The following is a 26,057-nucleotide window of genomic DNA, read 5'->3' as shown; positions in this document are numbered from 1 at the left end:
GAGAAAGAAGGTACGTGGACGGGTCAAGGTTCGCCCGCCGGGCGGGGAAATCAAGCCCCCCGCAGCAAACAAGTAATCCGTGCGGTGCACACGCGCTCGCCGCTGTCGTCGGTGATGACGATTTCGTACGTCGCCATCGTGCGGCCGCGGTGCACCGGTGTGGCAACGCCGGTCACGACCCCGGAACGGGCCGACTTGTGATGGGTGGCGTTGATGTCGACGCCCACCGCGAACGGCCGGTCGACGCTCTGGCCGTGCATCACCGCACCCACCGAGCCCAGCGTCTCGGCCAGCACGCACGACGCGCCGCCGTGCAGCAGCCCGTACGGCTGGGTGTTGCCCTCGACCGGCATGGTGCCCACGACCCGCTCGGCGGAGGCCTCGGTGAGCTGGATGCCCATCCGCTCGCCGAGCGACCCGCCGCCACCGGTGGTGAACAGGTCTTGAACGCTGTCGGCCGCTATGTCCATTCGATGAACGTTACCGGCGAGGCCCGGCTCGCGGTCCTGTGAAATGGGCCCTACTCTTCCCTGCGACCGTGTTCCCACCCCTATGGGAGGCCCGCATGACCGAGCCGCAGGAGACCGTCGAGACGCGCGGCGACGACCGCGTCGACCTCATCGCGCAGGACGCCAACGGCGACGGACGCCCCGACGTGTGGGTGACCGACACCGACGGCGACGGCAAGCCCGACGTCTTCCAGTTCGACACCGACGGCGACGGCAAGGTCGACATCACGATGGTCGACCTCGATCAGGACGGAAACCCGGACCAGATCGTCGACGGCGACGGAGGGCTGCCCCCGGCCGTCTGAGTCAGGCGCCGCCCAGCGCGCTCAGCGCGACCCAGAGGACGGCGATCGCCACCACCGTCGTGGCGATCGCCGAGGCCGTGTGCCGCCACGACACCGGGCCCGCGGCCGCCTCGGGATGACCGAGCCGCCGCAGCACGGCCCGCTGCGCGCGCACGTCGGCAGCCGCCGTGAGCGGCGCGGCCCGGCTGAGCTCGACCGCCAGCCGTGCCTGGGCACGCTGCAGACGCCGTACGGCCGTACGCCCTCCGCGCCCCGCCCGGGCCCCCGCGAGCCGGCGCGCCGACGCCCGCCGCGACCCGGATCCCAGCGCCCGCAGCTCGGCCGGCGTGATCAGCTCGGGATCGCCCAGCGCCGCGAGCTGCTCGGCGTAGTAGTCCGCCTCCCGGTCGTGCACGTGCCGCACCAGCAACAGGATCAGCACCAGCGGCGGCAGCCCCTTGAGCAGCAGCACGCCGAGCAGGGCCACCGCGCCGTTGCCCAGGCCGTCGATCATCAACGGCGAGTTCCACAGCACGTGCGCGCCCCACGCGCCCAGCACGGCCGTGACCGCGACGGCGACGCGGTGCGAGCGGCCCACCACCAGGTGGCCGATGCCCGCGCCGGCCAGCGCGCCGAAGAGCGTGTGGCTCCAGACGCCGGCGAGGAAGCCGCGCAGCAGGAACGTGGCGATCACCGGCTGTACCTGGTCGCCCTGCCCGGCGAGCGCGACCGCCCCGACGGCGTAGACGACGTCCTCGGCGATCTGGAACCCGAGGCCCACCATCGCGCCGTAGACGACCCCGTCGAGCACGCTGTTGACCTGCGAGCGGGCGACCAGCACGATCGCCACCACGCCCAGCGTCTTGGCGATCTCCTCCACGGTCGGACCCGCGATCGCGGCGCCCCAGTCCGCCGCCAGGTGCGGCGAGCCGAGCTTCGCCATCAAGTTCTCCAGCGCCATCCCGCCCGGGATCGAGACCGCGGTCGCCACCAGCGCGCCCCACGCGAAGGCGAGCACGAGCAGCTCGGCGGGCTCGCGCTCGTGAAAGTCGAGCTCCCGGACGATCAGCCAGAACGGCACCGCGAGCAGGGCGAACAGCGCGACCGCGAGCGCGGTGGCCCGGGGGTACGTCGTGAAGAACCGCCCGGTCGTCCCGGCCATGCGCACGCCGCCGGCGATCAGCAGGGCGAGCACCACCCAGAACGCCGGGACGCGGGCCGACGTGGACAGCGGACCGCGGGCGGGCCGGACGACCGGTTCTGTCATCGGGGTGCGCCGTCGCGCCGCAGCGTGCGGGTGCCGGCCTCGATGGCGGGCAACGTACGACCGAGGTCGAGGTCGTCGCCGCTGACCGTCACCTCGATGGTGAGCCCGTCGGCGACGAACACCGCGTACCGCCCGCCGCGCCCCGGCGCCGTGTAGCCGCCCTGCAACCCGGCGAGCCCGCCCGCCGTGCTCACGGCGAGCTGGGCGCCGGTGACCTGGTATCCGGTGGCGTCCACGATCCGCTTACGCAGCCGGGCGGCGGCCGCCTCGAGGTCGCCGTCGAAGGGGCGTACGGCGATGGCGTAGCGCACCGCCCCGAGCCGGAACAGCACGGTGCCTTCGGTCTCGCCGGGCCGGGTGCCGGTCACGTCCAGAACAGCGCCGGGCGGCGGTACGACGGTGACCCCCGCGCCGATCAGGTACGGCTCGTCGGTGCGCACCGCGCGCCCGGACGGCAGCGACCGGTCGATCGCCGGCAGCCCGTAGCCCAGCCCGCCGAGCGTGGCGACGACACCGAGCGCGCCGAGGAGGTTCGTCAGCTGACGCCGGGTGATCCTCGCCATGCCTCAACGCTAACGGCGAGTCCGGCACGTCGTTACCTTGAGCCACTGTGGAGTTCGCGCGAGAGGTACTCCGGCGGCACCGCGGAGGTCAGCCAGACCCCGTTGGCGCTGCGGTGGAACACGTGACCGTGCCCCGCCATCTCGCCGGCGGCCACCCGCAGCACGACCACGTCGGCCGCGCGGCGACGGCCGACGACCAGCGCGGTCGCCACGTCGGGCGAGAGGTGCACGTGGTGCCGGCTGCGCGGCCGCAGCCCCTCGCGCAGGATCGGCTCGAGGTTGCTCCGGGGCGTGCCGTGGAACAGCACCTCCGGCGGGTCGGCGGGCGGCAGTCCGAGGTCGACGTCGACCCGGCGGGAGTGCCCCTGGCTGGCGCGGATCCAATCGGTGCCGTCCGCGCGCCGCTCGACCGCGAAGCGCGCCTTGTCGTTGTGCTCGACGACGAGGTCGAGCTCGGCGCGGGTGATCCTCAGCGCGGCGAGCAGGTCGGCGACCGGCACCCAGCCGTACGCGTCGAGGGTGAGCCCGGCCGACTCGGGCCGGTGCCGCAGCACCATCGAGATGCGCCGGCTGGTGCGCACCTGGTCGCGGCTCAGCCCGGTCACGGCGTCAGCTCCATGACCGCGAGGTAGTAGGGACGGTCCTGGTCGTCGACCGAGGCCAGCCGCCAGCGGGTGCCCTCGAGCAGCGACTCCAGTTCGGCCGCCGAGCAGTTCAGATAGTCGAACCACTCGGTGGCGAGCCGCCGGTAGCGCAGCCGCAGCCGCAGCTGGCCGCCGAACCGGCCGCGCTCGCGGTTGCGCCGGTGGTAGTCGACGTGCACCGGGTCGGTGGTGCCGTACGGGTCGGTGCCCTGCGCGATGATGCGGGCGCCCGGGTTGGCGAGCCGGGCGAGCGCGGCCAGCAGCACCGGCGCCCGCTGGGCGTTCTCGAGCAGGCCGAGGTTGTTGCCCAGCAGCAGGAACGTGTCGTAGCGGGCGTCGGCCGAGGCGTACGCGTCGACGGTGTTGAGCACGGTGTCGCGCAGCCCGCGCTTGCGGGCGACCTCGATGGCCCCGGGTGAGGTGTCCAGCCCGGTGACCGCCATGCCACGGCGCTGCAGCTCGACGGCCGTACGCCCGGCTCCCACCCCGATGTCGAGCACGTGCCCGCGGCAGAGGCGCAGCGCCCGGTGGTCGTGCGGCTGCCACTCGCCGGGCTCGTCGAGGTAGTGGTCGGCCGGCGCGCCGTTGACCAGCCCGTCGTCCCGCTCGATGATCTCGATCACCGGACGCGGCACCCGCCCACCGGCCAGCGGGCGCGGGCCCACGCCGGTGCGGACGGCGTACGCGTCCCGGATCATCTCGCCGAACACGTCGCCTATCGGTGGCTGCTCCATGGTCACTACCCTTGGCGCATGGCCGCGCTGGAGCAACTCGGTTCCGAGAAGTACGTCCTGCTGACGACATTCCGCAGGGACGGCCGCGCGGTCCCGACACCCGTGTGGGTGCTGCCCGCAGGCGCCGGCGTGGCGATCTGGACCGAGAGCGGGTCCGGAAAGGTCAAGCGCGTGCGCAACAACCCGCGCGTCACCGTGGCAGCCTGCGACTTCCGCGGCAACGTGCGCGGCGAGACAGTCGAGGGCACGGCACGGATCGTCGGCGACGCCGAGCGCGACCGCTTCGCCGGGGTGCTCGGCCGCAAGTACCGCGTGGCGGGCCTGGCCGGGATGCTGCGTTACCGGCTGCCGGGGCAGCGCGAGCGCATCACCGTCATCGTCGTCGACCCCGTCTGAAGGCGGGCGGATACGAAGAAGGGGCGATCGCCTTCCCCAGCGTTCGCCCCCTGCAACGTTTCGTCGTCTCGACTGAGGTCGAGGTCAGTCGCCCTGACGCTGCGTGGGGATCTGCCCCTGCAGCAGGGCGCGAACCTCCGACTCCCGGTAACGACGGTGGCCGCCCAGAGTGCGGATCGCACTCAGCTTGCCGGCCTTCGCCCACCGGGTGACGGTCTTCGGGTCGACACGGAACATCGACGCCACCTCGGCCGGTGTTAGTAGCGGCTCAGGATCGTGCGTACGCGATGCCATCGGTCACTCCTCCACAGGTACCTAAAAACATCGGCCGGGGTCCCGCCGGCCGGTGCGTCTCTCATGGTCCGGCTAGTCCCCGATGTCCGACATGGGCCGAACGGACTAACGTCCTCAGATAGACGGATGAAGCATGCCCGATTTTTGCGCGTTTTCTACGCCAGATAGTGTCCCGTTTAGTGCGATTATCACGCTTCGGCAGAAGATGATCACGAAGAGTGCTCACCTCGGGAGCGCTCCCAATCGCGGAAAATCATGCCTCTTTGTCCGGCTTTTGGCAGGTCAATCGGGCTAGTTGCACCGCTCGAGAAGCTGCACCGCGCGCCAGCGGTCGACCAGCTTCTCGTACGCCGAGGAGGCGTCGTCGGCGTCCCCGCGGGACAGTGCCGAAAGTCCGGCAGCCACCACTCCGGGTGAATCGTCACCGGTCAGCACGTCATCCGGAAGAAGGTTGACGAGGCCGCCGTAGTCGAGCTCGACGATCGAGCGCGGGTGGAACTCCTCGAGCCACCGCGTGCCCTCCTCGACCGCCTCGGTGATCGGGGCGTCGCCCAGCGACTTGCGCAGCACCGCGACGCCCCGGTGCGCGCGCCGCCGGGCCTTGGAGATCTCGGTGCGGTAGCGCAGCGTGCGCCGGCCCGGGGAGAGGTCGATCTCGCGCTCCTCCAGGTCGACGAAGACGAACCAGCGCAGCGGCACACCCCAGGTGGCGATCTGCTCGTGCACCCGCGGCACGCCGTGCTCGAGCACCTTGGCACCGCTGCGCCAGTCCTCCACCACGGCCTTGGCCTGCCCGGCGAGCACCGGCGGCACGAACGCGTCGGCGAGCACGCTGGGCACGCCGTCGCGCGCGTTGAGGGCCGCCTCGGCAACCCGCAGGCGCAGGTTCCACGGGCACACCAGCAGGTGCTCGCCCCACTGCAACACGTACGCCTCGTCGGGCAGGTCGGGCAGCCTCGTCCAGCCCGCGCCGAGCGCCTCCAGCACGGCCGACCGCTGGCGGACCGGACCCTCGACCGGGCCCAGGGCGCGGCCCTCGCGGGCGTACTTGCGCCAGAAAACCTGGCGGTCGCGGTCGAAGGCGGTCAGCGGTTCGTAAACCCTCAGGTACGACGCGAACAGTGACGGCACGGCGCGATCCTTTCACGAATTCGGCCGGGTGGAACTTCCCGCGCGGACGTAATCCCGGCGCGGGACACCCGACTAGGCTCGCAAATGTCCGGCACACCCCCGCCGGCACGTTCCGCCCCACGAGGGCCCGCAAAAGATCAGGAGAACAGCCATGGGCGTGTTCGACACCGACGGCACCGACGCCAGCGGTCACGAACAGGTCGTCTTCTGCCAGGACAGGCAGAGCGGCCTCAAGGCGATCATCGGGATCTACTCCACGGCCCTCGGGCCGGCGCTCGGCGGCACGCGTTTCTATCCGTACGAGAGCGAGGAGGCCGCCCTCGCCGACGTGTTGAAGCTCTCCCGCGGCATGGCCTACAAGAACGCGCTCGCCGGCCTCGACCTGGGCGGCGGCAAGGCGGTGATCTGGGGCGACCCGGCCCGGATCAAGTCCGAGGCGCTGCTGCGGGCGTACGGCCGGTTCGTCGAGTCGCTGCACGGCCGCTACTACACCGCCTGCGACGTCGGCACGTACGTGCCGGACATGGACCTCATCGCCCGCGAGACCCGCTACGTCACCGGCCGCAGCCTCGAGCACGGTGGCGCCGGCGACTCCTCGATCCTCACCGCGTGGGGTGTCTTCCAGGGCATGCGCGCCGCGGCCGAGCACACGTGGGGCAGCCCCACGCTGGCCGGGCGCACGGTCGGCATCGCCGGGCTGGGCAAGGTCGGCAAGTACCTGGCCGGTCACCTGATCGAGGACGGCGCCTCGGTGATCGCGACCGACGTGAACGAGGCCGCGCTGGCCTGGGCCCGGACGACCTACCCCCAGATCGAGCTCGTCTCCGACACCCACGCGCTGATCACCTCGGACCTCGACGTGTACGCCCCCTGCGCGCTCGGCGGCGCGCTCGACGACGACACCGTGCCCGTGCTGCGCGCCAAGGTGGTCACCGGCGGGGCCAACAACCAGCTCGCGCACCCCGGCATCGAGAAGACGCTGGCCGAGCGGGGCATCCTCTACACGCCCGACTACCTGGTGAACGCGGGCGGCGTCATCCAGGTCGCCGACGAGATCGAGGGCTTCAACTTCGAGCGCGCCAAGCTGCGCGCCACCGGCATCTTCGAGACGACCCGCCGGATCCTGCGGCTGGCCGACACCGAGGGCGTCGCGCCGGCCGTCGCGGCCGACCGGCTCGCCGAGGAGCGCATGGCCCAGGTCGGCCGCCTCCGCTCCATCCATCTCGGCTGAACGTCCAAGTTTCGGCCACCAAAAGGTGGGCCCCCGGCTGCAAAAGAGAGCGGTTGAGTGCCTGCTGCGCGTTCCGGGACGGAAAACCGCGACGCGCGGCAGTGTCACACGCAACCCGAGGTGCCGAAGGCGGCATCGCCCATGTACCGTAAGACCCACGAGAGATGCCTGACGTCATCGGGGCCCGCCTTCGGGCTGCCCCGAATTCTGTGCGAGGGGGTCGAGCCATGGGGCGCGGCCGTGCTAAGGCCAAGCAGACGAAGGTGGCCCGGGAGTTGAAGTACCACTCCCCGAACACCGACCTCACCGCCTTGCAGCGCGAACTGGCGGGTGCCGGTAAGTCCGACCGTCACTTCGACGACGACAACGATGAGTTCGTCGACGATGACGAGGATGATGCTGACGACGATCAGGACACCTGGTCGCCGACAAGGCGCTGACCCGTATCGCACAGAGCACGCGGCACACCCGCGTGCTTCGTGTGTGTCGTGGTCACCATCCGACGGTCAACAACAGTGAAGCCCACGCGGGCTGATGCTCGCGTGGGCTTCGAACCCGCCGTGCCGCCTCATCGGGGCCGGTTGTTCCAGTTGTAGAACGTCGGGATGTTCTCGAAGTGGTTCCAGGCGCAGACCGCCGAGCCTTCCTCCGCCGTGCTCTCGGCGCGGTCCCGCCTGGCCTTCTCCGCCTCCTCCAGGAGCGCTGCCAGTCCTGCCCGGGTGTCACGCACCCTTGCCGTCACCGGGTCGATCCCTGCGTCAGACGACGGCCGGGGACTCGTGGTCTCGGGCATGGTCCAGCACTCCCTCCAGTAGGCGAATCTTGCTGTTGCGGCAGTGGTCGGTCTCGGTGGTGTCGAACCGGCCCTGCTCGAAGTAGCGGTTGGCCGCGTGGGCCCCACCGCAGAAGCCGAAGTACGGACAGGTCGCGCGGCACGACTCCACGCCGCGCAGGAACTCGCCGATCCAGGGCGTGGCCGCCGCGCCGGCGAGGATGTCGGCCAGCGGCGTGTTGAGCACGTTACCGCTGGTGAAGTCGCCGTAGCGGGGATCGGTGAAGCCGGCCAGCTCGGGCGAGAGCAGTACCACCGAGCCGTCGTGCGCGACGGTCGGGATCGGGTCGAGCCGACGCGGCAGCAGGTCGTCCGCCGTTCCGTCGAGCACCGCCGAGACGTACCGCAACGACCACTCGACCTCCCGCAGGTGGATGCGGGGGTCCGCGCGCCAGGCGGTGACCAGCTCGGCCCAGAACGCGGTGACGTCGGCGGCGGCGCGTCCGTTGGCGCGGGTGTTCACGCCCTCCTGCTCCTCGACGTTGATGCCCAGCACGTCGCAGCCGAGCTCGAGGAAGTACTCGTACAGCTCCGTGGCGGCGCCGGGACGCGGATCGCCCACCACGCAGAGCGCGGAGAACGGCAGGCCGTGCCGGCGCAGCGTCTCGATCCCGCGCACGATCCGGTCGTACGCCGGCCGGCCGCCGCGGGTGACCCGCTCACCGTTGCGCGCCTCGGGGCCGTCGATGCTCACGCTGACGCGTACGTCATGGGTCCGGAAGAAGTCGCACCACGCGTCGTCGATCAGCGTGGCGTTGGTCTGCACGTGGTGCTCGACGCCCGGGCCGAACGGCTCGATCAGGGCGGCCAGATGCTCGCGCCCTGCCGCCAGCGGCTCCCCGCCGTGCCACACCACCGAGAACCGGCCGCCGGCCGCCCAGCGGTCGACCGAGGCGGCGACCGCCCGCGCCACCGCGACCGGCATCCGCTTGTCGGCGGCGCGGAACGGCAGATAGCAGTAGGCGCAGTCGAGGTTGCAGAGCGTCGTGGGCTGCATGACGACGTAGGTCGGGACGGGTGCGATGCCGCGCATGCCGCTCCAGGCCTGCGCCATGCTGTACCCCCGTCCGCCGAAAGCGTGAAGAACTCACGTCAGAGGCTAGGCCCCGCGGTCCAGCGGAGTAAATGAAAAAGATCCGCATGTGCCGGATATCGACACACGCGGATCTGCGTCCGGCGGCTCAGCCCCGGGTGTACTGGCCCATCATCTGCACCTCACCGGTGCCCTCGATGACCTCGCCGACCTGCCACGCCTCGACGCCACGGCCGGTCAGGTAGGCCATCGCGCGGTCGGCGTCATCGGCCGAGACGATCGCGAACATGCCGACGCCCATGTTGAACGTGGCCTCCATCTCGTTGTCCTCGATGCGGCCCTTGGCCTGGATGAGGTCGAAGATGGGCTGCGGGCGCCAGGTGGAGCGGTCGACCACCGCGTCGACGGTCTCGGGCAGGATGCGCACCAGGTTGCCCGGGATGCCGCCGCCGGTCACGTGCGAGAACGCGCGGACGTCGGTCTCCTCGATCAGCCCCAGGCAGTCCTTGGCGTAGATCTTGGTGGGGGTGAGCAGCTCCTCGCCGAGCGTGCGCTGGGTGCCGAAGTCGTCGACCACCGAGTCGAGACGCATGCGGCCCGCGCCGAGCAGCACGTGGCGCACCAGCGAGTAGCCGTTGGAGTGCAGACCCGAGGACCGCATCGCGATCACCGCGTCGCCCACCTCGACCCGCTCGCGGCCGAGGATCTCGCTCTCCTCCACCACGCCGACGCCGGTGGCGGACACGTCGTACTCGTCGGGGCGCAGCACACCGGGGTGCTCGGCGGTCTCGCCGCCCAGCAGCGCGCAGCCCGCGTAGCGGCAGCCGTCCGCGATGCCGGCGCCGATCTCGGCCACCTTGTCGGGCACGACCTCGCCGCAGGCGATGTAGTCGAGCAGGAACAGCGGCTCGGCGCCGCACGCCACCAGGTCGTCGACGACCATGGCGACCAGGTCGATGCCGATCGTGTCGTGGATGTCGAGCTGCTGGGCGATCACCAGCTTGGTGCCGACACCGTCGGTCGACGAGGCCAGGATCGGGCTCTTGTATTTCGCGGTGTCGAGCCGGAACAGGCCGGAGAAGCCGCCCAGGTCGCCGATCACCTCGGGGCGCGACGTCTTGCGCACCTTCGACTTCAGCAGCTCGACCGCCCGGTCACCGGCCTCGATCGAGACGCCCGCGTCGGCGTACGTGGCCGTGCGCTTGCGCACGCCGCGGCCGCCGCCGGCCGTCCACGGCCGGCGGTCGCCGCCCTCAGCGCCGTTGGATCCGGCACTGTTGCGCTCGGACACGTGCGTCACTCTTCTCCCCTTGTGGTCTGCGAGGTCACGACTGGTTGTGGCCGGCGTACTCGTGGAGGTCGTACTCCGTCTCGAGTTCGGCCACGGCCGCCGTCGCTGCCTCGTCGCTCGCCGCCGGCATCGATGCGCGCTTGCCGACGCCCTCGAGCAGGTGCTTGCCGATCAGGTTGCCGGCCGGCAGCTCGATCGGATACTGGCCGTCGAAGCATGCCATGCACAGGCGGGACTTCGGCTGCTCGGTCGCCTGCACCAGCTCTTCCAGGGAAACATAACCCAGGGAGTCGGCGCCGACCGAGCGGCGGATGCCCTCGTTGTCGAGCCCGTTGGCGATCAGCTCGGCGCGGGTGGCGAAGTCGATGCCGTAGAAACACGGCCACTTCACCGGCGGTGACGAGATCCGCACGTGCACCTCGAGCGCCCCGGCCTCGCGCAGCATGCGCACCAGCGCGCGCTGGGTGTTGCCGCGGACGATCGAGTCGTCGACCACGACCAGGCGCTTGCCGCGCACGACCTCGCGCAGCGGGTTGAGCTTGAGGCGGATGCCGAGCTGACGGATGGTCTGCGACGGCTGGATGAAGGTGCGGCCGACGTACGCGTTCTTGGTCAGGCCGGCGCTGTAGGGGATGCCGGAGGCCTCGGCGTAGCCGATCGCGGCCGGGGTGCCGGACTCGGGCACCGGGATGACCAGGTCGGCCTCGACCGGGTGCTCCTTGGCGAGCCGGCGGCCGATCTCGACGCGCGCCGAGTACATGTTGCGGCCGGCGATCGTCGTGTCGGGGCGGGCCAGGTACACGTACTCGAACAGGCAGCCCTTGGGCTCGGGCGCGGCGAACCGGGTGGAGCGCAGCCCGTGCTCGTCGACCGCGAGCATCTCGCCCGGCTCGACCTCGCGGACGAAGCTGGCGCCGACGATGTCGAGCGCGGCGGTCTCGCTGGCGATCACCCAGCCGCGCTCCATGCGGCCGAGGACCAGGGGACGTACGCCCTGGGGGTCGCGCGCGGCGTAGAGGGTGGTCTCGTCCATGAAGACGAAGCTGAACGCGCCCCGCAGCGTGGGCAGCACCTCGAGCGCGGCGGCCTCGACCGAGAGGTCGGGACGGCTGGCCAGCAGCTGGGTGACCAGCGCGGTGTCGGACGTGGCACTGTCCGCCTCGAGGCCGCGCTCGGCGACCTCGCGGGCCAGCTCGGCGGTGTTGACGAGGTTGCCGTTGTGCGCCAGCGCGATCGTCGTGCCGGCCGTGGTGGCCCGGATCGTCGGCTGGGCGTTCTCCCAGTTCGAGCCGCCGGTCGTGGAGTAACGCGCGTGCCCGATCGCGAGGTGGCCGCGCAGGCTGGCCAGCGTGGGCTCGTCGAAGACCTGGGAGACGAGCCCGAGGTCCTTGTAGACCACCACGCCGGAGCCGTCACTCACAGCGATGCCCGCGGCCTCCTGGCCGCGGTGCTGCAGAGCGAAGAGCCCGAAGTAGGTGAGTTTGGCGACCTCTTCCTCGGGGGCCCAGACGCCGAAGACGCCGCAGGCATCCTGGGGGCCGCGCTCCTGGGGGTCGAGATCGTCGGTCAACCGGCCGTCGCCTCGGGGCACCTGTCGCTCCCTCATGCTGATCTGCTCGAACTTGCTGGACCGTCCGACCGCCCAGTGTACGCGAGCCGACGGGCTGAGGCCCGGGCTCGACGCCGGGCCGGCGCCGGTTCAGTCCGCCCCGGCGCCGGTCAGCGGGAGGTATTCGGTCAGGTCGGTACGGATGCCGCTCGCCCGCAGCCGTCCGTCACGCACCGCATCTGCCCAGGTCATACGCTGCGTGGCGACCAGCAGCCAGGTCATCGGGTCCGCCTCGACCACATTGGGCGGTGTGCCGCGGGTGTGCCTGGGACCGGGAACACACTGAATCGCGCCGAACGGCGGAATCCGGACCTCCACCGAACGGCCAGGCGCCTTGCGGGACAACTCCGTCAGGAGTGCTCGCACGGCGTCACGCAGCACTGTTCTCTCGGGTTCGACGCCACGGTCCAGCGCGTCCAACGCTTGCTTCACGGACTCGGATTTATTGTGCGCAGGGGACACGTCGGGACGATACGACTCGCTTCGACGAGATTGGTACGCGGCCCTGGGTCGCGCGATGGACGTATGACAAGGCATAGTGGCCGACGGTGTTTTTAGTCGCGGGATGTAACCGGCACCCTGAATCGCCGGGAGACCGTGCGACCGGAAGGCGGTGGATGGTGACAACGCACCTACGAGCCCGGGTGGCCCAGGCCGGTGCGTTACTGGCGGTGGTCGTCGGCGGAGTGCTCGCCGCGCCCGCGGTGGCATTCGCCAGCCCGCCGAACGTGCAGATCACCGAACTGCAGACCCAGGTGCTCTCGGGCGGCCGGCTCGACATGAGCTTCGAGGTCGCCGACACCAACAACGGCAACGGCAACGGCCGCGGCGCCCCCGCGAACATCAACGTCAACGGCGGCGGCATGGACTGTGACGGCGCCGACTGCGGCCGTCTCGCACGCGTCGACGCCGACGGCGAGGAGTTCAACGTCAAGCTCACCGCGCCGACGGTCAACGCCGGCGAGACCCGGCAGGTGACGGTCGAGATCGTCGCCTCGATCAACGGCGAGCAGGGCCGCGCCAGCCAGAGCATCACCATCCAGGGTCCGGACAAGCCGCAGTCCGTCCGGCGGGTCTCCGGCAAGATCAAGGACCAGGACGGCAAGCCGGTCTCGGGCGCCACGGTCGGCATGCAGGACAGCACCGAGCGGACCTTCAGCGCGACGTCGGACCGCGACGGGTCGTACTCGTTCCGCTCCTCCGAGAGCAACCCGATCGCGCCCGGCACCATCTCGATCGGCGCCGGCAAGGACGGCTTCCAGTCGGCCACCATCCAGCGTCAGGCGCAGGCCGACGAGGAGCTCAACGTCACGCTGACGCTCAAGTCGGAGGCTCCCGCGTCCCCGTCCGCCACGGCCAAGCCGAGCGCGACGGCGAGCGCCAGCCCGACCAGCGCGGTGACCACCGAGGCCGCGCCCGAGGAGACGACGGCCAGCCAGCCGGCCACCGACGAGGCCGCCGCGACCCAGGACGACGGCGGCTCGATGCTCTACATCGTCATCGGCATCCTGCTCGTCGCCGCCGGCATCGGCGCGATCGTGCTCGTGGTGCTGCGCCGCCGCAACAGCGACGACGGTGACGACGACGACCCGACCGGCCTGGCGGGCCCGGGTGGCGTGGTGCCGCCGAGCCAGGGCCGGTTCAACGACGCGACCCGCGTCGCCGCGCCGGTGGGCGGCGGGCGTGCCACGGACCAGACGATGATCGCTCCGCTGCCCGGCGGTCCGTCCATGGCGGACGCTCCGACCGTGCTGCAGCGCCCGATCGTCGACGACGAGTTCCCCGACCCCTACGGCGCGCCGATGCCGCCGTCGGGCGGGTTCGCCGGGGCGCAGGCCGGCGGCTGGGACCAGGCCGGCCCGCAGGGTGGGGGCACGCAACAGTACGGCGGCGGCACCCAGCAGTACGGCGGCACGCAGCAGTACGGCGCGACCGGCCAGTACGGCGAGCCCACCCAGTACGGCGGACCGCCCCCGGCCGGCGGTCAGCAGCCCGGCGGCTACGCGGCCTACAGCGAGCCCACCGGCATGTACCGGCCCGAGGACGACCAGGGCTACGGCGGCTACGACCAGGGCGGCTACCAGTCCGGCGGCTACGGCCAGGAGCAGGGCGGCCAGGCCGGCTACGGTTCGTGGGACGCGCCGGGCGGCGGCCTGGGCAACGACGGCTACGGCCGGCCCGACGGCGGCCAGTACGGCGCTCAGCAGTACGGCGGCTACGACGACGGCTATGCCGACCAGCGCGGCGGCTACGACGCCCACCAGGCCCAGGCCCAGGGCCAGGGCCAGGGCCGCGGCTACGACCAGGACGGCTACGACGAGCCGTACGGCGGTCAGGGCGGCTACGACCAGCGCGGTTACGACCAGGGCGGGCAGCCTCGGCAGGGCACGCCCGGCCCGCGGCGCGGCGGTCACGACTACTGAGTTCCCGCACGACCGAACGAAAAGGGCCCCGCAATCGCGGGGCCCTTTCGCTGCGTGCTGTGGCGGTCAGTCCTCGTCGGGCGAGGGCTGCTTGACCTCCGCCGCCGACGCGGCCGGGATGCCGTCGGCCTCGATCGGGGCCGCCGACTCCATCGCCGCGCCGGACGCCGCCGCGACCAGCATCTCGTTGCCGCGGTCGGGGCTCTGCGGCGCGGTCGGGTCGGCCGCGTGCTCCGGGTCGCCGTGCCGGTTGGCCAGCTCGGCCGCGCCGCCGAACAGCGCGGGCAGCGTGCCCTCGTAGGCCGTACGGGCCTCGTCGAGCGGCAGCGTGAACTGGTCGCGCACCTCGAGCACCGGCTCGGCCGAGGTGATGCCGAGCGCCGTGCACGAGATGCCGTGCTCCTGCGCCAGCGCGGCGAACGCCTTCTCGTGGCCGCGCGGCACCGCGACCAGCGCGCGGCCGGCGGACTCGCTGAACAGCTGGACGAAGGCGGAGTTGCCGTCGTCGGCCAGCGCGATGCGGGCGCCCACGTTGCGCCGCAGGCAGCTCTCCACGAGCGCCTGCGACAGGCCGCCGTCGGAGAGGTCGTGCGCCGCGACGACATGACCGGCCTGCGACGCGCGGGCCATCAGCTGGGCCAGCCGGCGCTCGTGCTCGAGGTCGACCTTGGGCGGGCGTCCGCCGAGGTGGCCGTGGGTGACCCAGGCCCACTCCGAGCCGGACAGCTCGCAGGAGGTGTCGCCGAGCAGGAAGATCAGGTCGCCGTCGCCGCTGGGCTGCGGGAAGCCCATCGGGATGCGCCGGGCGACGTCGTCGAAGACGCCCAGCACGCCGACCACCGGAGTGGGGTGGATCGCGGCGGCGCCGGTCTGGTTGTAGAAGCTGACGTTGCCGCCGGTCACCGGGGTGCCCAGCTGCTGGCAGCCGTCGGCCAGGCCGCGGACGGCCTCGGCGAACTGCCACATGACGGCCGGGTCCTCGGGCGAGCCGAAGTTGAGGCAGTCGGTGACGGCCACCGGCTCGGCACCGGTCACGCCGACGTTGCGGTACGCCTCGGCGAGCGCGAGCCGCGCACCCTCGTACGGGTCGAGGCGGGCGTAGCGGCCGTTCCCGTCGACCGACAGCGCGACGCCGAGGCCGGTGCGCTCGTCGATGCGCAGGACGCCCGAGTCCTCCGGCTGGGCCAGCACGGTGTTGCCGAGCACGTAGCGGTCGTACTGCTCGGTGACCCACGTCTTGTCGCACAGGTTCGGCGAGGCGATCATGCGCAGCACCGTCTCGCGCAGCTCGTCGCCGGTGGACGGGCGGGGCAGCGTCTCGGCCTTGTCGGCCTGCAGCAGTATGAGGTCGGCGGGCTCGCGGATCGGGCGGGCGTAGACCGGGCCGTCGTCGGCGAGCGAGCCCGGCGGCACGTCGACCACGACATGGTCGTTCCAGCTGATCACCAGGCGGCCCGGGGAGCCGTCCTCGCCGGCGGGCGTGACCTCGCCGATCGCGGTGGCCCACACGCCCCACTTCTCGGCGACGGTCAGCACGCGCTCGAGGTTTTCCGGCGTGACGATCAGCAGCATGCGCTCCTGCGACTCGCTGGCCAGGATCTCGGTCGGCGACATCGACGCCTCGCGCAGCGGCACCCGCTCGAGCCACACCCGCATGCCGGTGCCGGCCGCGGCCGCGGTCTCGGTCAGCGCGCAGGTCAGGCCCGCGCCGCCAAGGTCCTGGATGCCCGCGACGAGGCCGGCGTCGTAGAGCTCGAGGCAGCTCTCGATCAGCAGCTTCTCCATGAACGGGTCGCCGACCTGCACCGACGGGCGGCGCTGCTCGGCCTCCTCGTCGAAGGTGGCCGACGCCAGCACGGAGACGCCGCCGATGCCGTCACGCCCGGTGCGCGCGCCGAGCAGCACGACGATGTTGCCGACGCCGGCCGCCTCCTTGTGCTGCAGCCGCTCGACCGGCAGCACGCCGATGCTCAGCGCGTTGACCAGCGGGTTGCCCTGGTAGGTGGGGTCGAAGACGATCTCGCCGCCGATGTTGGGCAGGCCCAGGCAGTTGCCGTAGCCGCCGATGCCCGCGACCACGCCGGGCAGCACGCGGGCGGTGTCGGGGTGGTCGGCCGCACCGAAGCGCAGCGGGTCCATCACCGCGATCGGGCGGGCGCCCATCGCGAGGATGTCGCGCACGATGCCGCCGACGCCGGTGGCCGCGCCCTGGTAGGGCTCGACGAAGCTGGGGTGGTTGTGCGACTCGACCTTGAAGGTGACCGCGAGCTCGTCGGAGATCTGCACGACGCCGGCGTTCTCGCCGATGCCGGCCAGCATCCGGGTGCCGCGCGGGGCCTTGTCACCGAACTGGCGCAGGTGCACCTTGCTCGACTTGTAGGAGCAGTGCTCGCTCCACATGATCGAGTACATCGCGAGCTCGGACGCCGTGGGGCGCCGGCCCAGGATCTGCCGGATCCGGTCGTACTCGTCGTCCTTGAGACCGAGTTCGGTGTGCGGCTGCAGCTCGTCGGGGGTGCTGTCCGCGCGCTGCACGGTGTCGGGCCCACCGTCGAACTCGTTGACCAGCACGTCGGTCGCCGCGAAGCCCGTCTGCTTCGGCGGGGCGGACGTGTCCGGCTGCGTCGTCATTACTGGTGTCCCCCTGCGCTTGCCCCCGCGGTGCCGGCCAGGGCCCGCAGGACGGAGGTGAAGAAGCCGAGGCCGTCCATCGACGGGCCGGTCAGCGCCTCCACCGCGTGTTCCGGATGCGGCATGATGCCGACGACGTTGCCGGCCTCGTTGGTGATCGCGGCGATGTCGCGCTGCGAACCGTTCGGGTTTCCGCGGATGTAGCGCGCGACCACGCGACCCTCGGCCTCGAGCTGGTCGAGCGTGCGCTCGTCGGCGACGAAGCAGCCCTCGCCGTTCTTGACCGGGATCAGCAGTTCCTGGCCCGCGGTGTAGCCGTTGGACCAGGCGGTGTCCGTCGACTCGACGCGCAGCCACTGGTCGCGGTTGCGGAAGTGCAGGTGCTGGTTGCGGGTGAGCGCGCCGGGCAGCAGGTGCGCCTCGCAGAGGATCTGGAAGCCGTTGCAGATGCCCAGCACGGGCAGGCCGCCGCGGGCCGCGTCGACGATCGACTCCATGGCCGGGGCGAACCGGGCGATCGCGCCGCAGCGCAGGTAGTCGCCGTACGAGAACCCGCCGGGCAGCACCACGGCGTCGACGTTGTGCAGGTCGGGATCGCCGTGCCAGAGACGGACGACGTCGGCGCCGGCGATGCGCGCGGCGCGGGCCGCGTCCCCGTCGTCCAGCGATCCCGGGAAGGTGACCACACCGATGCGCATGTTCAGGCGACCTCCGCCGTAGCGTCCTCGTGGACGTGGATGGTGAAGTCCTCGATCACCGGGTTGGCGAGCAGCTTGTCGGCGATCTCACGAGCCCGGTCGAGATCGGGCTCCCCGGCGAAGTCGATCTCGATCCGCCGGCCGATGCGGACGGAGGAGACATCGGTGACGCCGAGCCTGGGCAGCGCGTTCGCCACCGCCTGGCCCTGCGGGTCGAGGATCTCCGGCTTCAGCATGACGTCGACCACGACGCGAGCCACGGGCACTCCTGACTGATAGGTGTAAGCACGTGGAGCCTACCTTGTGAACTCCGCAATCCGTTTCCCGGCCGGTGTCGCGCACGCGACGTGGAGCGCGCTGAGCAGGCACGTCACGGGTGATCTCGAACACGTGGTCGATCGGGTCGGCGGGTCATCACACCGGTGATAGGGGCCAACTGGGCTGTAGGCAGCGGCACACCCGGGCAATACGGTCGGGATATCGATCTCCGTCAAGACCGTGCGGGCGGTCGCCCCACCACCGCACGGAGCGGATTCCGCCGGGGCGCGGCGTGACCATCGTCTCCGCCGTGCCCCAGCGGCCGTCGCCGCTAGAGGATCGGCGCCGGCGCGTACTGCGCGGCCTCGGGGTGCGCGGCCACGATCGTCGCGACCCGGTCGGCCACCGCACGCACCTGCGAGGGCGCGGCGCCGACGAACGCGGCCCGGTCGGCGACCAGGGTGTCGATCTCGGCGCGGCCCAGGCCCAGCCGGCCGTCGGCGGCGAGCCGGTCGAACAGGTCGTTGACCGTGGCGCCCTTCTCCCGCATCGCCAGCGCGACCGCGACCGCGTGCTCCTTGATCACCTCGTGTGCGACCTCGCGGCCGACGCCCTTGCGGACGGCCGCGACCAGAATCTTGGTCGTCGCGAGGAACGGCAGGAAACGGTCGAGCTCGCGGGCGATCACCGCGGGGTAGGCGCCGAACTCGTCGAGCACCGTGAGGAACGTCTGGAACAGCCCGTCGGTGGCGAAGAACGCGTCGGGCAGGGCGACGCGGCGCACCACCGAGCACGAGACGTCGCCCTCGTTCCACTGGTCGCCGGCGAGCTCGCCGACCATCGACAGGTAGCCGCGGACGATCACGGCGAGCCCGTTGACCCGCTCCGACGAGCGCGTGTTCATCTTGTGCGGCATCGCCGACGAGCCCACCTGGCCCGGCTTGAAGCCCTCGGTGACCAGCTCCTGGCCCACCATCAGGCGGATCGTGGTGGCCAGCGAGGACGGCCCGGCGACGATCTGGGCCAGCGCCGAGACGACGTCGAAGTCGAGCGACCGGGGATAGACCTGGCCGACGCTGCTGAGCACCCGCTCGAAGCCGAGGTGGGTGGCGACGCGCCGCTCGAGGGCGCCCAGCGCGTCGAAGTCGCCGTCGAGCAGGTCGAGCTGGTCGGCGGCGGTGCCGACCGGGCCCTTGATGCCGCGCAGCGGATAGCGCGCGATCAGATCGTCGAGCCGCTCGTACGCGATCAGCAGCTCCTCGGCCGCCGAGGCGAACCGCTTGCCCAGCGTGGTGGCCTGCGCGGCGACGTTGTGCGAGCGGCCGGTCATGACCAGGTCGGAGTACTCGACCGCGCGCTCGGTGAGCCGGGCCAGCGCGGTGATCACGCGGGACCGGATCAGCTCGAGCGAGGCGCGCACCTGGAGCTGCTCGACGTTCTCGGTCAGGTCGCGCGAGGTCATTCCCTTGTGGATCTGCTCGAAGCCGGCGAGCTCGCTGAACTCCTCGATGCGCGCCTTGACGTCGTGGCGGGTGACGCGCTCGCGGGCCGCGATCGAGGCCAGGTCGACCTGGTCGAGCACCGACTCGTACGCCTCCACGGCGCCCTCGGGGACGGCCACGCCGAGATCGCGCTGGGCCCGCAGGACGGCCAGCCAGAGCCGGCGCTCCATGCGGATCTTCTCCTCAGGGGACCAGAGGGCGACGAGGTCGGACGAGGCGTAACGGGCGGCGAGGACGTTCGGGATGCTCACGCGACCGATTCTTTCACGCTGCCCGCGGCGCGTTCGGGCAGCTTGTGCGGCAGCGTGCGGACATCGCGGCTGCTCACCATGAAGCCCACCGAGACGGCCATCAGCACGCCGGCGCCGACGAGCGCCGGACGGACGCCGAAGGCGTGCGCGAGCGGGCCGGCGGCGAGCTGGCCGATCGGCATGGCCACGAACGAGCCGACCATGTCGTACGAATACACGCGGGCCAGCTTGTCCGCCGGAATGTGCTCCTGCATCGTCGTTTCCCAGGCGACGCTGAACTGCTCGAGCGAAAGCCCGGCGACCAGCGCTCCGGCGATCAGCGCCCAGAGATGCGGATAGGTCCCGAGCAGCAGCATCGGCGCGATCATGCCGAACAGGCACACGGTTCCGAAGAACAACAACCGCCGCAACCGCACGCGCATCGCGATCAGCGCGCCGACGATCATGCCGGCGGTCTCCGCGGCGAGCACGATGCCCCAGGCGCGGCGGCCGATGGTCTCGTCGGCGACCACCGGCCCGAGCACGAACAGGCCGCCGCCCCACACCGCGTTGGCCAGCGCCGCGCCCGCCACGACGACCCACAGCCAGGTGCGCGAGCGGAACTCGGTCCAGCCCGTGCGCAGGTCGGCGAAGACGTTCGGCCGGGACGGCTCGACCGCGGGCACAGCCGGCGTCTGGCCTGCGCCGCCGACGTTCTCGACGGGAGCGGCCGCCGGCCGCGCGACCGACCGCAGCGGCAGGAACAGCAGCGCGGAGACGGCGAACGTGGCCGCGTCGACCGCGATGCCCCAGCCGGGGTTCGACGCGGCGACGACGATGCCGGCGAGCGGCGCGCCCAGGATGGCGGCGGAGTTGAGGCCGAGCCGGTTCACGGCGTTCGCCTGCTGGCGGATGTCGGCCGGCACGGTCTGCGGCAGGATCGACGAGCTGGCCGGCAGGGCCAGCGCGCCCACCATGCCGTTGACCGCGCCGAGGACGACGAGCAGCGGGATGGTGGCCGTGCCGGTGAGCACCAGCGTCGCCACCACGGCCTGCGTCGCCGCCGCGGCAAGGCTGGCGCCGACCATCAGCCGGTGTTTCGGCATGCGATCGGCGAGCACGCCACCGAACAGCAGGAACGCGACGTTGACGAGCGTCCGCGCGCCCACCACCAGGCCGAGGTCGGTGGCCGAGCCGGTGAGGTCGAGGACGGCGAAGGCGAGCGCCAGCGGCGCGAACGCGTTGCCGAGCGCGTTGATCGTGCGGCCGGCCAGCAGGAAGCGGAACGGCACGTGGCGCAGCGGCGCGAGGTTGCCGTTCATTCGGCGCCTCCGTCGCCGGCCGAGCCGCTCTGCATCTCGAACATCGCCACGGTCGTGCTGGTGCGGACGGTGCCGGGGCTGCGCGGCGGCTGGGCCGCGTCGTGCAGCTCCGCGACGAGCTCGCGGAACCGGCCGCGGAGGTCGGCCCATCGCTCGCGGTCGATCCAGAACTCGCCGTCGCCGAGCAGGATCTTCGCCTCGAACTGCCCGGCGGCCGTCCGGCGGACGAGCTCGCTGCCGAGGGCGGCGAACAGCGCCCGCTTCTGCTCGGGGGTCTCGGCGGCCCTGTCGTTCGCGTGGTCGTAGCGGTAGCGCTTGGCCACGCCGCCGCGGATCTTCTCCTCGCCGGCGACGACGATCATCCCGGCGGAGTGCAGGTTGCGCAGGTGATAGCTGGCGTTGGCGTGGGTCAGGCCCAGTTCGCGGGCGACCTCGGCCGCGGTCATCGGCGCGCCGGTCAGCAACGACATGATCCGCAGCCGTACGGGATGGGCCGTGGCCCGCAGAGCGGCGGTGTCGCGCGCATCTCCCAAAGACATGTTGGGGAGTCTAGGCAACGGACGCCGCGACTGTCCAACAGTTCTTTGGGAGTGGCACACTGCACGGAGCAGCGGCTCAGCCGCTAAGGTTACTGACGAGTAGCTGGCTCATCCCGAAAGGTCACCGATGACTGACTTCAACCCGGACTCCCTCGCCTCGATCGGGCCCAAGGAGTTCGCCCAGCTCGTCAAGGCGACGCCGGATTCCCAGATCGCCGAAGTGATGTCCGGCGACGCGCGCGCCAAGATCCTCGACGAGGTCTTCAACCGCATGCCGACCCTGTTCCGCCCCGAGCGGGCCGGCAACACCACCGCGGTCATCCACTGGATCATCACCGGTGGCGCGGGCGGCGCGAGCGACACCTACGAGACGGTGATCGAGAACGGCGCCTGCACGGTCACCAACCAGCCGGTCCGCGACCCGAAGCTCGCCATGACCATGGACGCCGTGACCTTCCTCAAGGTCGTCTCCGGCGACGGCAACCCGATGATGCTGTTCATGACCGGCAAGATCAAGGCAAAGGGCGACCTCGGCCTGGCCGCCAACGTGGCCAAGCTGTTCGACATCCCCAAGGCCTGAGCTACAGCGTGATGCGGCCCTCGACGGCGCTCAGGGCGATGTCCGTCCGGTACTGGGCGCCGTCGAGGCGTACGCCGTTGACCAGGGCGTAGGCCGCCTCGCGGGCCGCGACCAGGTCGGGGCCGGTGGCGGTCACGCTCAGCACCCGGCCGCCGGCGGTGATCAGCGCGCCGTCGTCGCGGCGGGCGGTGCCGGCGTGGATGACCCCGGGCACCTCCGCGCCCTCGATCACGTCGCCCGTACGCGGCGTTCCGGGGTAGTTCCGGCTGGCCACCACGACCGTGATCGCGGCGCCGTCGCGCCAGCGCAGGGGCGGGTGCCCGGCGAGCGTGCCGGTGGCCGCGGCGTTGAGCAGGCCACCCAGCGGCGTCTCGAGCAGCGCGAGCACCACCTGCGTCTCGGGGTCGCCGAAGCGCGCGTTGAACTCGATCACCTTGGGCCCGTCGGGGGTGAGCGCGAGCCCCACATACAGCAGCCCCGCGAACGGGGTGCCCCGGCGGCGCATCTCGGCCAGCGTCGGCTCGACGGTCTCGGCCAGCACCCGCGGCACCAGGTCGTCCGGCGCCCAGTCGAGCGGGGCGTACGCCCCCATGCCGCCGGTGTTGGGCCCCTGATCGCCGTCGGCCAGCCGCTTGAAGTCCTGCGCCGGCATCAACGGGACGGCCGCGGTGCCGTCGGTGACCACGAACAGCGAGACCTCGGGGCCGGACAGGTACTCCTCGATGACGACCCGTCCGCAGTCGGCCGCGTGCCGTTCCGCCGCGTCGCGGTCGTCGGTCACCACCACGCCCTTGCCGGCGGCGAGCCCGTCGTTCTTCACCACGTACGGCGCGCCCAGGTCGTCGAGCGCGCGGCGCACCTCGTCCGCGCCGGTGCAGGCGTACGACCGGGCGGTGGGCACGCCCGCGGCGGCCATCACGTCCTTGGCGAACGCCTTGGACCCTTCCAGCTGCGCGGCCGCGGCGCTCGGCCCGAAGCAGGCGATGCCCTTGGCGCGTACGGCGTCGGCGACTCCGGCCACCAGCGGCGCCTCGGGGCCGACCACGGCCAGGTCGGCGGCCAGCTCGACCGCGAGCGCGGCCACCGCCGCCGGATCGGTGGCCTTGACCTCGTGCAGCTCGGCGACCTGGGCGATGCCCGGGTTGCCGGGGGCGGCGGCGAGGAAGTCCACGGACGGGTCGGCGGCGAGGCCCAGGGCGAGGGCGTGTTCGCGGCCGCCGGAACCGATCAGAAGTACGCGCACGACCGGCGATCCTACCGGCGCTCCACTTCCCGCCGTCGCACACCGGGGCGGTCGCGTAAACTTCGGCAGTACCCGGACCTTCGCCGAGTACGACCTGTTCTACGGAAGGCTCACGCACGTGCCGGTGATCGTGTTGGTCGGCGCCCAATGGGGCGACGAGGGCAAGGGCAAAGCCACTGACCTGCTGGGCGACCGGCTCGACTACGTGGTGAAGTTCAACGGCGGCAACAACGCCGGTCACACCGTCGTGATCAAGGGCGAGAAGTACGCGTTGCACCTGCTGCCCAGCGGCATCCTGACCCCGGGCGTGGTCCCGGTCATCGGCAACGGCGTGGTGATCGACCTCGCGGTGCTGTTCCAGGAGATCGATGGGCTCGAGTCGCGCGGCATCGACACCTCGCGGCTGCGCATCAGCGCGAACGCGCACGTCATCCCGTCGTACAACCGCTCGATGGACAAGGTCGCCGAGCGTTACCTCGGGGCCCGGCGCATCGGCACGACCGGGCGCGGCATCGGCCCCACCTACGCCGACAAGATGAACCGCGTCGGCATCCGGGTCCAGGACCTGTTCGACGAGTCGATCCTGCGGCAGAAGGTCGAGGCCGCGCTGTCGTTCAAGAACCAGGTGCTGTCGAAGATCTACAACCGGCAGGCGGTCAAGCCCGACGACGTGGTCGGCGAGCTGCTGTCCTACGTCGAGCGACTTCGCCCGTACGTCGGTGACACCGCGCTCGAGCTCTCCGAGGCGCTCGACGCCGGCAAGGTCGTGCTGTGCGAGGCCGGTCAGGCCACCCTGCTCGACGTCGACCACGGCACGTACCCGTTCGTGACCAGCTCCAACGCCACGGCCGGCGGCGCCTGCACCGGCTCGGGCATCCCGCCGACCCGCATCGACCGCGTGGTCGCCGTGCTCAAGGCGTTCACCTCGCGCGTCGGCGAGGGCCCGTTCCCCACCGAGCTGCACGACAAGTTCGGCGACCACCTGCGCGAGGTCGGGCACGAGTACGGCACCACGACCGGCCGTCCCCGCCGCATCGGCTGGCTCGACCTGGTGATGGCCCGCTACGCCCAGCGGATCAACGGCGTCACCGACTTCGTACTGACCAAACTGGACAACTACGACGACCTGGACGAGATCCCGGTCTGCGTGGCGTACGAGGTCAACGGCGTGCGCCACGACGAGATGCCGATCAGCCAGACCGACTTCCACCACGCGATCCCGATCTTCGAGACGCTGCCCGGCTGGAAGGAGGACATCTCCGGCGCCCGCACGTTCGAGGACCTGCCCAAGGACGCGCAGCACTTCGTCGAGTTCGTCGAGGCGCGCATCCGGGCCCGCATCTCGGTGGTCGGTGTCGGCCCCGCGCGCGACCAGGTGATCGAGCGCCACTCGGTGCTGAGCGGAGCCTGAGATGTACGACGTGGTCCTGCTCAGCCTCGCCGAGGGCCAGGGCTCCGCGGGCGCGGGCGCGTGCGGCTCGGACTGCGGCGGGTGCTCCGCCCCGGCCACGGCATGCGCGCCGCGCGTGCCGGTGCTGCAGTGCGCCGACGCGCTCACCGCGGCCGGCGCCCGCGTCGAGATGGTCACCGCGGCCTCCGACAAGGAGATCGACGAGGTGATCGCCCGGCTCGACGGCCCCGCCCGGCCCGACGGCCTGACCTGGCCCGCCTCCGACGGCAGGACCCGGCTGGTGGTGGCCTCGGCGACCGACGGGCAGCTGCGGGCCGTGGTGCGCCGGCTCGTACGGCGGTACGCCCCGCCGCCCAGCAAGCGGCCCGACGACCTCGCGCTGAACCGTACGGTGCCCGACCTGCCGCCGCTGGCGATCCTGCCGCTGGACACGGGCAACACCACGGATCTGGCCGCGCAGCTCGGTCTGCCCCGCACGCCCGCCGCCGTCGCGCAGGCCGTCCTGGGCGACTCGGTGCGCCGGCTCGACCTGCTGCGCAACGACGGCGGATCGGTCACCGTGGACGGTGCGCTGGTCGGCGGCATGGACGACGACGGCCGGGCGGTGCCGTGGCGCGGCCGGGTCGAGGTCGACGACGCGGTGCTCTCCAACGGCGACGACCCGATCCTGGCCTGCGCGATCGGCAACGGCGCCGGCTACGCCGAGTTCGCGGGCCTGCGGATGCTCGCCGACGGCGACGCGCTCGACGGCAAGGTCGAGGTCGCCGTGGCCGTGCCGACGATCGTCAAACAGCGCTTCCGCGGCACGAAGATGCGCGTCGAGGTGCGCCGCGCGCGGGGCCGGGCGGTCTCGGTGCTCCCCCGCGACGGCGAAATCCAGTTCCTCGACGACGGCGTGGGCGGCGCCATGAACCGCAAGCGGTCCTGGTGGACGGAGGCCGGAGCCTGGGCGGTGTTCACGGGCTGACCTACTGTGTAGGACGCAGGTACGAGACGGCATCCGGGGAGGGTTGCATCCGTGGCTTCGGTGGAGGACGAGAACGCTGACCGCGTCTACGTCCCGGGCTCGTCCGGCACCCCCGCGCAGCCCGACCGCGACGTCGAGCCGTTCTGGGCGCCGGAGGAACTCGAAGCCCCCGTGCACGGCCGCCCCGTCCCGCACGACGCGCCACCCGCCGTGCCGTTGCCGCAGCAACACGGCGCCCCCGGCATGTACCGCCCCGGTGAGCGCATCCCCGTGCCCCCTCCCGTGGCCGTGCCCGTGCCACCTCCCGGCCACATCCAGGTGCCCCCACCCCGCCCGGCCCACAACGGCACTGCGCCCCCCACCCAGCCCTGGCCCAACCTCGAGCCGCCCGCCCAGCCCCATCCCGCCTCCGAGCCACCCGCCCAGCTCTGGCCC

27 protein-coding genes are annotated in these 26,057 nt (G+C 71.9%); 8 read left to right on the top strand and 19 right to left on the bottom strand.

Going from position 1 to position 26,057, the window contains the following annotated elements; genetic code table 11:
• Positions 1-50: 50 nt before the first annotated feature.
• Positions 51-470, bottom strand: a complete 420-nt coding sequence (locus ACSNN8_RS13210) for a PaaI family thioesterase (protein ID WP_436649157.1) — start codon at positions 468-470, stop codon at positions 51-53.
• A 95-nt stretch (positions 471-565) separates the two neighbouring features.
• Here ACSNN8_RS13210 and ACSNN8_RS13205 point away from each other — a divergent pair, with 95 nt between their 5' ends.
• Positions 566-814, top strand: a complete 249-nt coding sequence (locus ACSNN8_RS13205) for a hypothetical protein (RefSeq protein ID WP_436649155.1) — start codon at positions 566-568, stop codon at positions 812-814.
• 1 nt (position 815) lies between these two features.
• Here the strand turns inward: ACSNN8_RS13205 and ACSNN8_RS13200 are convergent, their stop codons facing one another.
• The 4 genes from ACSNN8_RS13200 to ACSNN8_RS13185 are packed head-to-tail and all read right to left on the bottom strand — an operon-like array spanning position 816 to position 4,001.
• Positions 816-2,060, bottom strand: coding sequence for a PrsW family intramembrane metalloprotease (locus ACSNN8_RS13200; protein WP_436649153.1), 1,245 nt, complete (start codon positions 2,058-2,060; stop codon positions 816-818).
• Positions 2,057-2,623, bottom strand: coding sequence for a hypothetical protein (locus ACSNN8_RS13195; protein ID WP_436649152.1), 567 nt, complete (start codon positions 2,621-2,623; stop codon positions 2,057-2,059). The genes ACSNN8_RS13200 and ACSNN8_RS13195 overlap by 4 nt, the downstream gene beginning before the upstream one ends.
• A gap of 32 nt (positions 2,624-2,655) precedes the next feature.
• Positions 2,656-3,228, bottom strand: coding sequence for an RNA 2'-phosphotransferase (locus ACSNN8_RS13190; protein WP_436649151.1), 573 nt, complete (start codon positions 3,226-3,228; stop codon positions 2,656-2,658).
• Complete coding sequence (locus ACSNN8_RS13185) at positions 3,225-4,001, bottom strand: class I SAM-dependent methyltransferase (protein WP_436649149.1); 777 nt, start codon at positions 3,999-4,001, stop codon at positions 3,225-3,227. The genes ACSNN8_RS13190 and ACSNN8_RS13185 overlap by 4 nt, the downstream gene beginning before the upstream one ends.
• An 18-nt stretch (positions 4,002-4,019) precedes the next feature.
• Here ACSNN8_RS13185 and ACSNN8_RS13180 point away from each other — a divergent pair, with 18 nt between their 5' ends.
• On the top strand, positions 4,020-4,397 hold the full coding sequence (locus tag ACSNN8_RS13180; protein WP_436649148.1) for a PPOX class F420-dependent oxidoreductase: 378 nt from the start codon (positions 4,020-4,022) through the stop codon (positions 4,395-4,397).
• A gap of 84 nt (positions 4,398-4,481) precedes the next feature.
• Here the strand turns inward: ACSNN8_RS13180 and ACSNN8_RS13175 are convergent, their stop codons facing one another.
• Together ACSNN8_RS13175 and ACSNN8_RS13170 are read right to left on the bottom strand one after the other, a co-directional pair.
• Positions 4,482-4,691 carry a BldC family transcriptional regulator gene (locus ACSNN8_RS13175; protein WP_014687221.1) on the bottom strand — a complete coding sequence of 70 codons (210 nt, stop codon included), beginning with the start codon at positions 4,689-4,691 and terminating at the stop codon, positions 4,482-4,484.
• Between the two features lie 291 nt (positions 4,692-4,982).
• Positions 4,983-5,822 (bottom strand): hypothetical protein, encoded by an 840-nt coding sequence (locus ACSNN8_RS13170; RefSeq protein ID WP_436649146.1) that lies wholly within the window; start codon positions 5,820-5,822, stop codon positions 4,983-4,985.
• Between the two features lie 151 nt (positions 5,823-5,973).
• On the opposite strand from ACSNN8_RS13170, the gene ACSNN8_RS13165 reads away from it, so the two are divergent.
• Positions 5,974-7,053 carry a Glu/Leu/Phe/Val family dehydrogenase gene (locus ACSNN8_RS13165; protein ID WP_436649145.1) on the top strand — a complete coding sequence of 360 codons (1,080 nt, stop codon included), beginning with the start codon at positions 5,974-5,976 and terminating at the stop codon, positions 7,051-7,053.
• Positions 7,054-7,280: 227 nt separating this feature from the next.
• Positions 7,281-7,493 (top strand): DUF3073 domain-containing protein, encoded by a 213-nt coding sequence (locus ACSNN8_RS13160; RefSeq protein ID WP_436649144.1) that lies wholly within the window; start codon positions 7,281-7,283, stop codon positions 7,491-7,493.
• A 128-nt stretch (positions 7,494-7,621) separates the two neighbouring features.
• Here the strand turns inward: ACSNN8_RS13160 and amcA are convergent, their stop codons facing one another.
• From amcA to ACSNN8_RS13135, 5 genes are all read right to left on the bottom strand, one after another.
• Entirely contained in the window at positions 7,622-7,846 is a 225-nt protein-coding gene (amcA, locus tag ACSNN8_RS13155) for a multiple cyclophane-containing RiPP AmcA (RefSeq protein WP_436649143.1), read from the bottom strand.
• Positions 7,812-8,918 (bottom strand): cyclophane-forming radical SAM peptide maturase AmcB, encoded by a 1,107-nt coding sequence (amcB, locus tag ACSNN8_RS13150; RefSeq protein ID WP_436649566.1) that lies wholly within the window; start codon positions 8,916-8,918, stop codon positions 7,812-7,814. The genes amcA and amcB overlap by 35 nt, the downstream gene beginning before the upstream one ends.
• Before the next feature lie 148 nt (positions 8,919-9,066).
• Positions 9,067-10,218 carry a phosphoribosylformylglycinamidine cyclo-ligase gene (gene purM, locus ACSNN8_RS13145; protein WP_436649141.1) on the bottom strand — a complete coding sequence of 384 codons (1,152 nt, stop codon included), beginning with the start codon at positions 10,216-10,218 and terminating at the stop codon, positions 9,067-9,069.
• A 25-nt stretch (positions 10,219-10,243) separates the two neighbouring features.
• Positions 10,244-11,800, bottom strand: a complete 1,557-nt coding sequence (gene purF / locus ACSNN8_RS13140; protein WP_436649565.1) for an amidophosphoribosyltransferase — start codon at positions 11,798-11,800, stop codon at positions 10,244-10,246.
• 108 nt (positions 11,801-11,908) lie between these two features.
• Positions 11,909-12,280 (bottom strand): sterol carrier family protein, encoded by a 372-nt coding sequence (locus ACSNN8_RS13135; protein WP_436649140.1) that lies wholly within the window; start codon positions 12,278-12,280, stop codon positions 11,909-11,911.
• A gap of 182 nt (positions 12,281-12,462) precedes the next feature.
• Here ACSNN8_RS13135 and ACSNN8_RS13130 point away from each other — a divergent pair, with 182 nt between their 5' ends.
• Positions 12,463-14,241 carry a carboxypeptidase regulatory-like domain-containing protein gene (locus ACSNN8_RS13130; RefSeq protein WP_436649138.1) on the top strand — a complete coding sequence of 593 codons (1,779 nt, stop codon included), beginning with the start codon at positions 12,463-12,465 and terminating at the stop codon, positions 14,239-14,241.
• A 66-nt stretch (positions 14,242-14,307) separates the two neighbouring features.
• Here the strand turns inward: ACSNN8_RS13130 and purL are convergent, their stop codons facing one another.
• The 6 genes from purL to ACSNN8_RS13100 form a co-directional block, all read right to left on the bottom strand.
• The gene (gene purL / locus ACSNN8_RS13125) at positions 14,308-16,872 is read right to left on the bottom strand and encodes a phosphoribosylformylglycinamidine synthase subunit PurL (protein WP_436649137.1); all 2,565 of its coding nucleotides are present in this window, start codon (positions 16,870-16,872) and stop codon (positions 14,308-14,310) included.
• Positions 16,872-17,576: a phosphoribosylformylglycinamidine synthase subunit PurQ gene (gene purQ, locus ACSNN8_RS13120; RefSeq protein ID WP_436649564.1), complete on the bottom strand. Its 705-nt coding sequence runs from the start codon at positions 17,574-17,576 to the stop codon at positions 16,872-16,874. Before purQ ends, purL begins: the two co-directional genes overlap by 1 nt.
• Positions 17,573-17,830, bottom strand: coding sequence for a phosphoribosylformylglycinamidine synthase subunit PurS (purS, locus tag ACSNN8_RS13115; RefSeq protein WP_436649135.1), 258 nt, complete (start codon positions 17,828-17,830; stop codon positions 17,573-17,575). The genes purQ and purS overlap by 4 nt, the downstream gene beginning before the upstream one ends.
• A gap of 329 nt (positions 17,831-18,159) precedes the next feature.
• The gene (purB, locus tag ACSNN8_RS13110) at positions 18,160-19,581 is read right to left on the bottom strand and encodes an adenylosuccinate lyase (protein ID WP_436649133.1); all 1,422 of its coding nucleotides are present in this window, start codon (positions 19,579-19,581) and stop codon (positions 18,160-18,162) included.
• Positions 19,578-20,882: an MFS transporter gene (locus tag ACSNN8_RS13105; RefSeq protein ID WP_436649132.1), complete on the bottom strand. Its 1,305-nt coding sequence runs from the start codon at positions 20,880-20,882 to the stop codon at positions 19,578-19,580. The genes purB and ACSNN8_RS13105 overlap by 4 nt, the downstream gene beginning before the upstream one ends.
• Positions 20,879-21,421 carry an ArsR/SmtB family transcription factor gene (locus tag ACSNN8_RS13100; protein ID WP_436649130.1) on the bottom strand — a complete coding sequence of 181 codons (543 nt, stop codon included), beginning with the start codon at positions 21,419-21,421 and terminating at the stop codon, positions 20,879-20,881. Before ACSNN8_RS13100 ends, ACSNN8_RS13105 begins: the two co-directional genes overlap by 4 nt.
• Before the next feature lie 127 nt (positions 21,422-21,548).
• Between ACSNN8_RS13100 and ACSNN8_RS13095 the strand changes: the two genes are divergently transcribed.
• Positions 21,549-22,001, top strand: coding sequence for an SCP2 sterol-binding domain-containing protein (locus ACSNN8_RS13095; RefSeq protein ID WP_436649127.1), 453 nt, complete (start codon positions 21,549-21,551; stop codon positions 21,999-22,001).
• 1 nt (position 22,002) lies between these two features.
• Here ACSNN8_RS13095 and purD read toward each other — a convergent pair whose 3' ends face one another.
• Positions 22,003-23,244: a phosphoribosylamine--glycine ligase gene (gene purD, locus ACSNN8_RS13090; RefSeq protein WP_436649125.1), complete on the bottom strand. Its 1,242-nt coding sequence runs from the start codon at positions 23,242-23,244 to the stop codon at positions 22,003-22,005.
• A gap of 118 nt (positions 23,245-23,362) precedes the next feature.
• Here purD and ACSNN8_RS13085 point away from each other — a divergent pair, with 118 nt between their 5' ends.
• Entirely contained in the window at positions 23,363-24,655 is a 1,293-nt protein-coding gene (locus tag ACSNN8_RS13085) for an adenylosuccinate synthase (RefSeq protein WP_436649124.1), read from the top strand.
• 1 nt (position 24,656) lies between these two features.
• Complete coding sequence (locus ACSNN8_RS13080) at positions 24,657-25,622, top strand: diacylglycerol kinase family protein (protein ID WP_436649122.1); 966 nt, start codon at positions 24,657-24,659, stop codon at positions 25,620-25,622.
• Positions 25,623-26,057 lie beyond the last annotated feature (435 nt).

Source organism: Actinoplanes sp. URMC 104, from assembly GCF_051386375.1.
Classification (GTDB): Bacteria; Actinomycetota; Actinomycetes; order Mycobacteriales; family Micromonosporaceae; genus Actinoplanes.
This window is presented reverse-complemented; position numbering and strand designations above follow the sequence as displayed.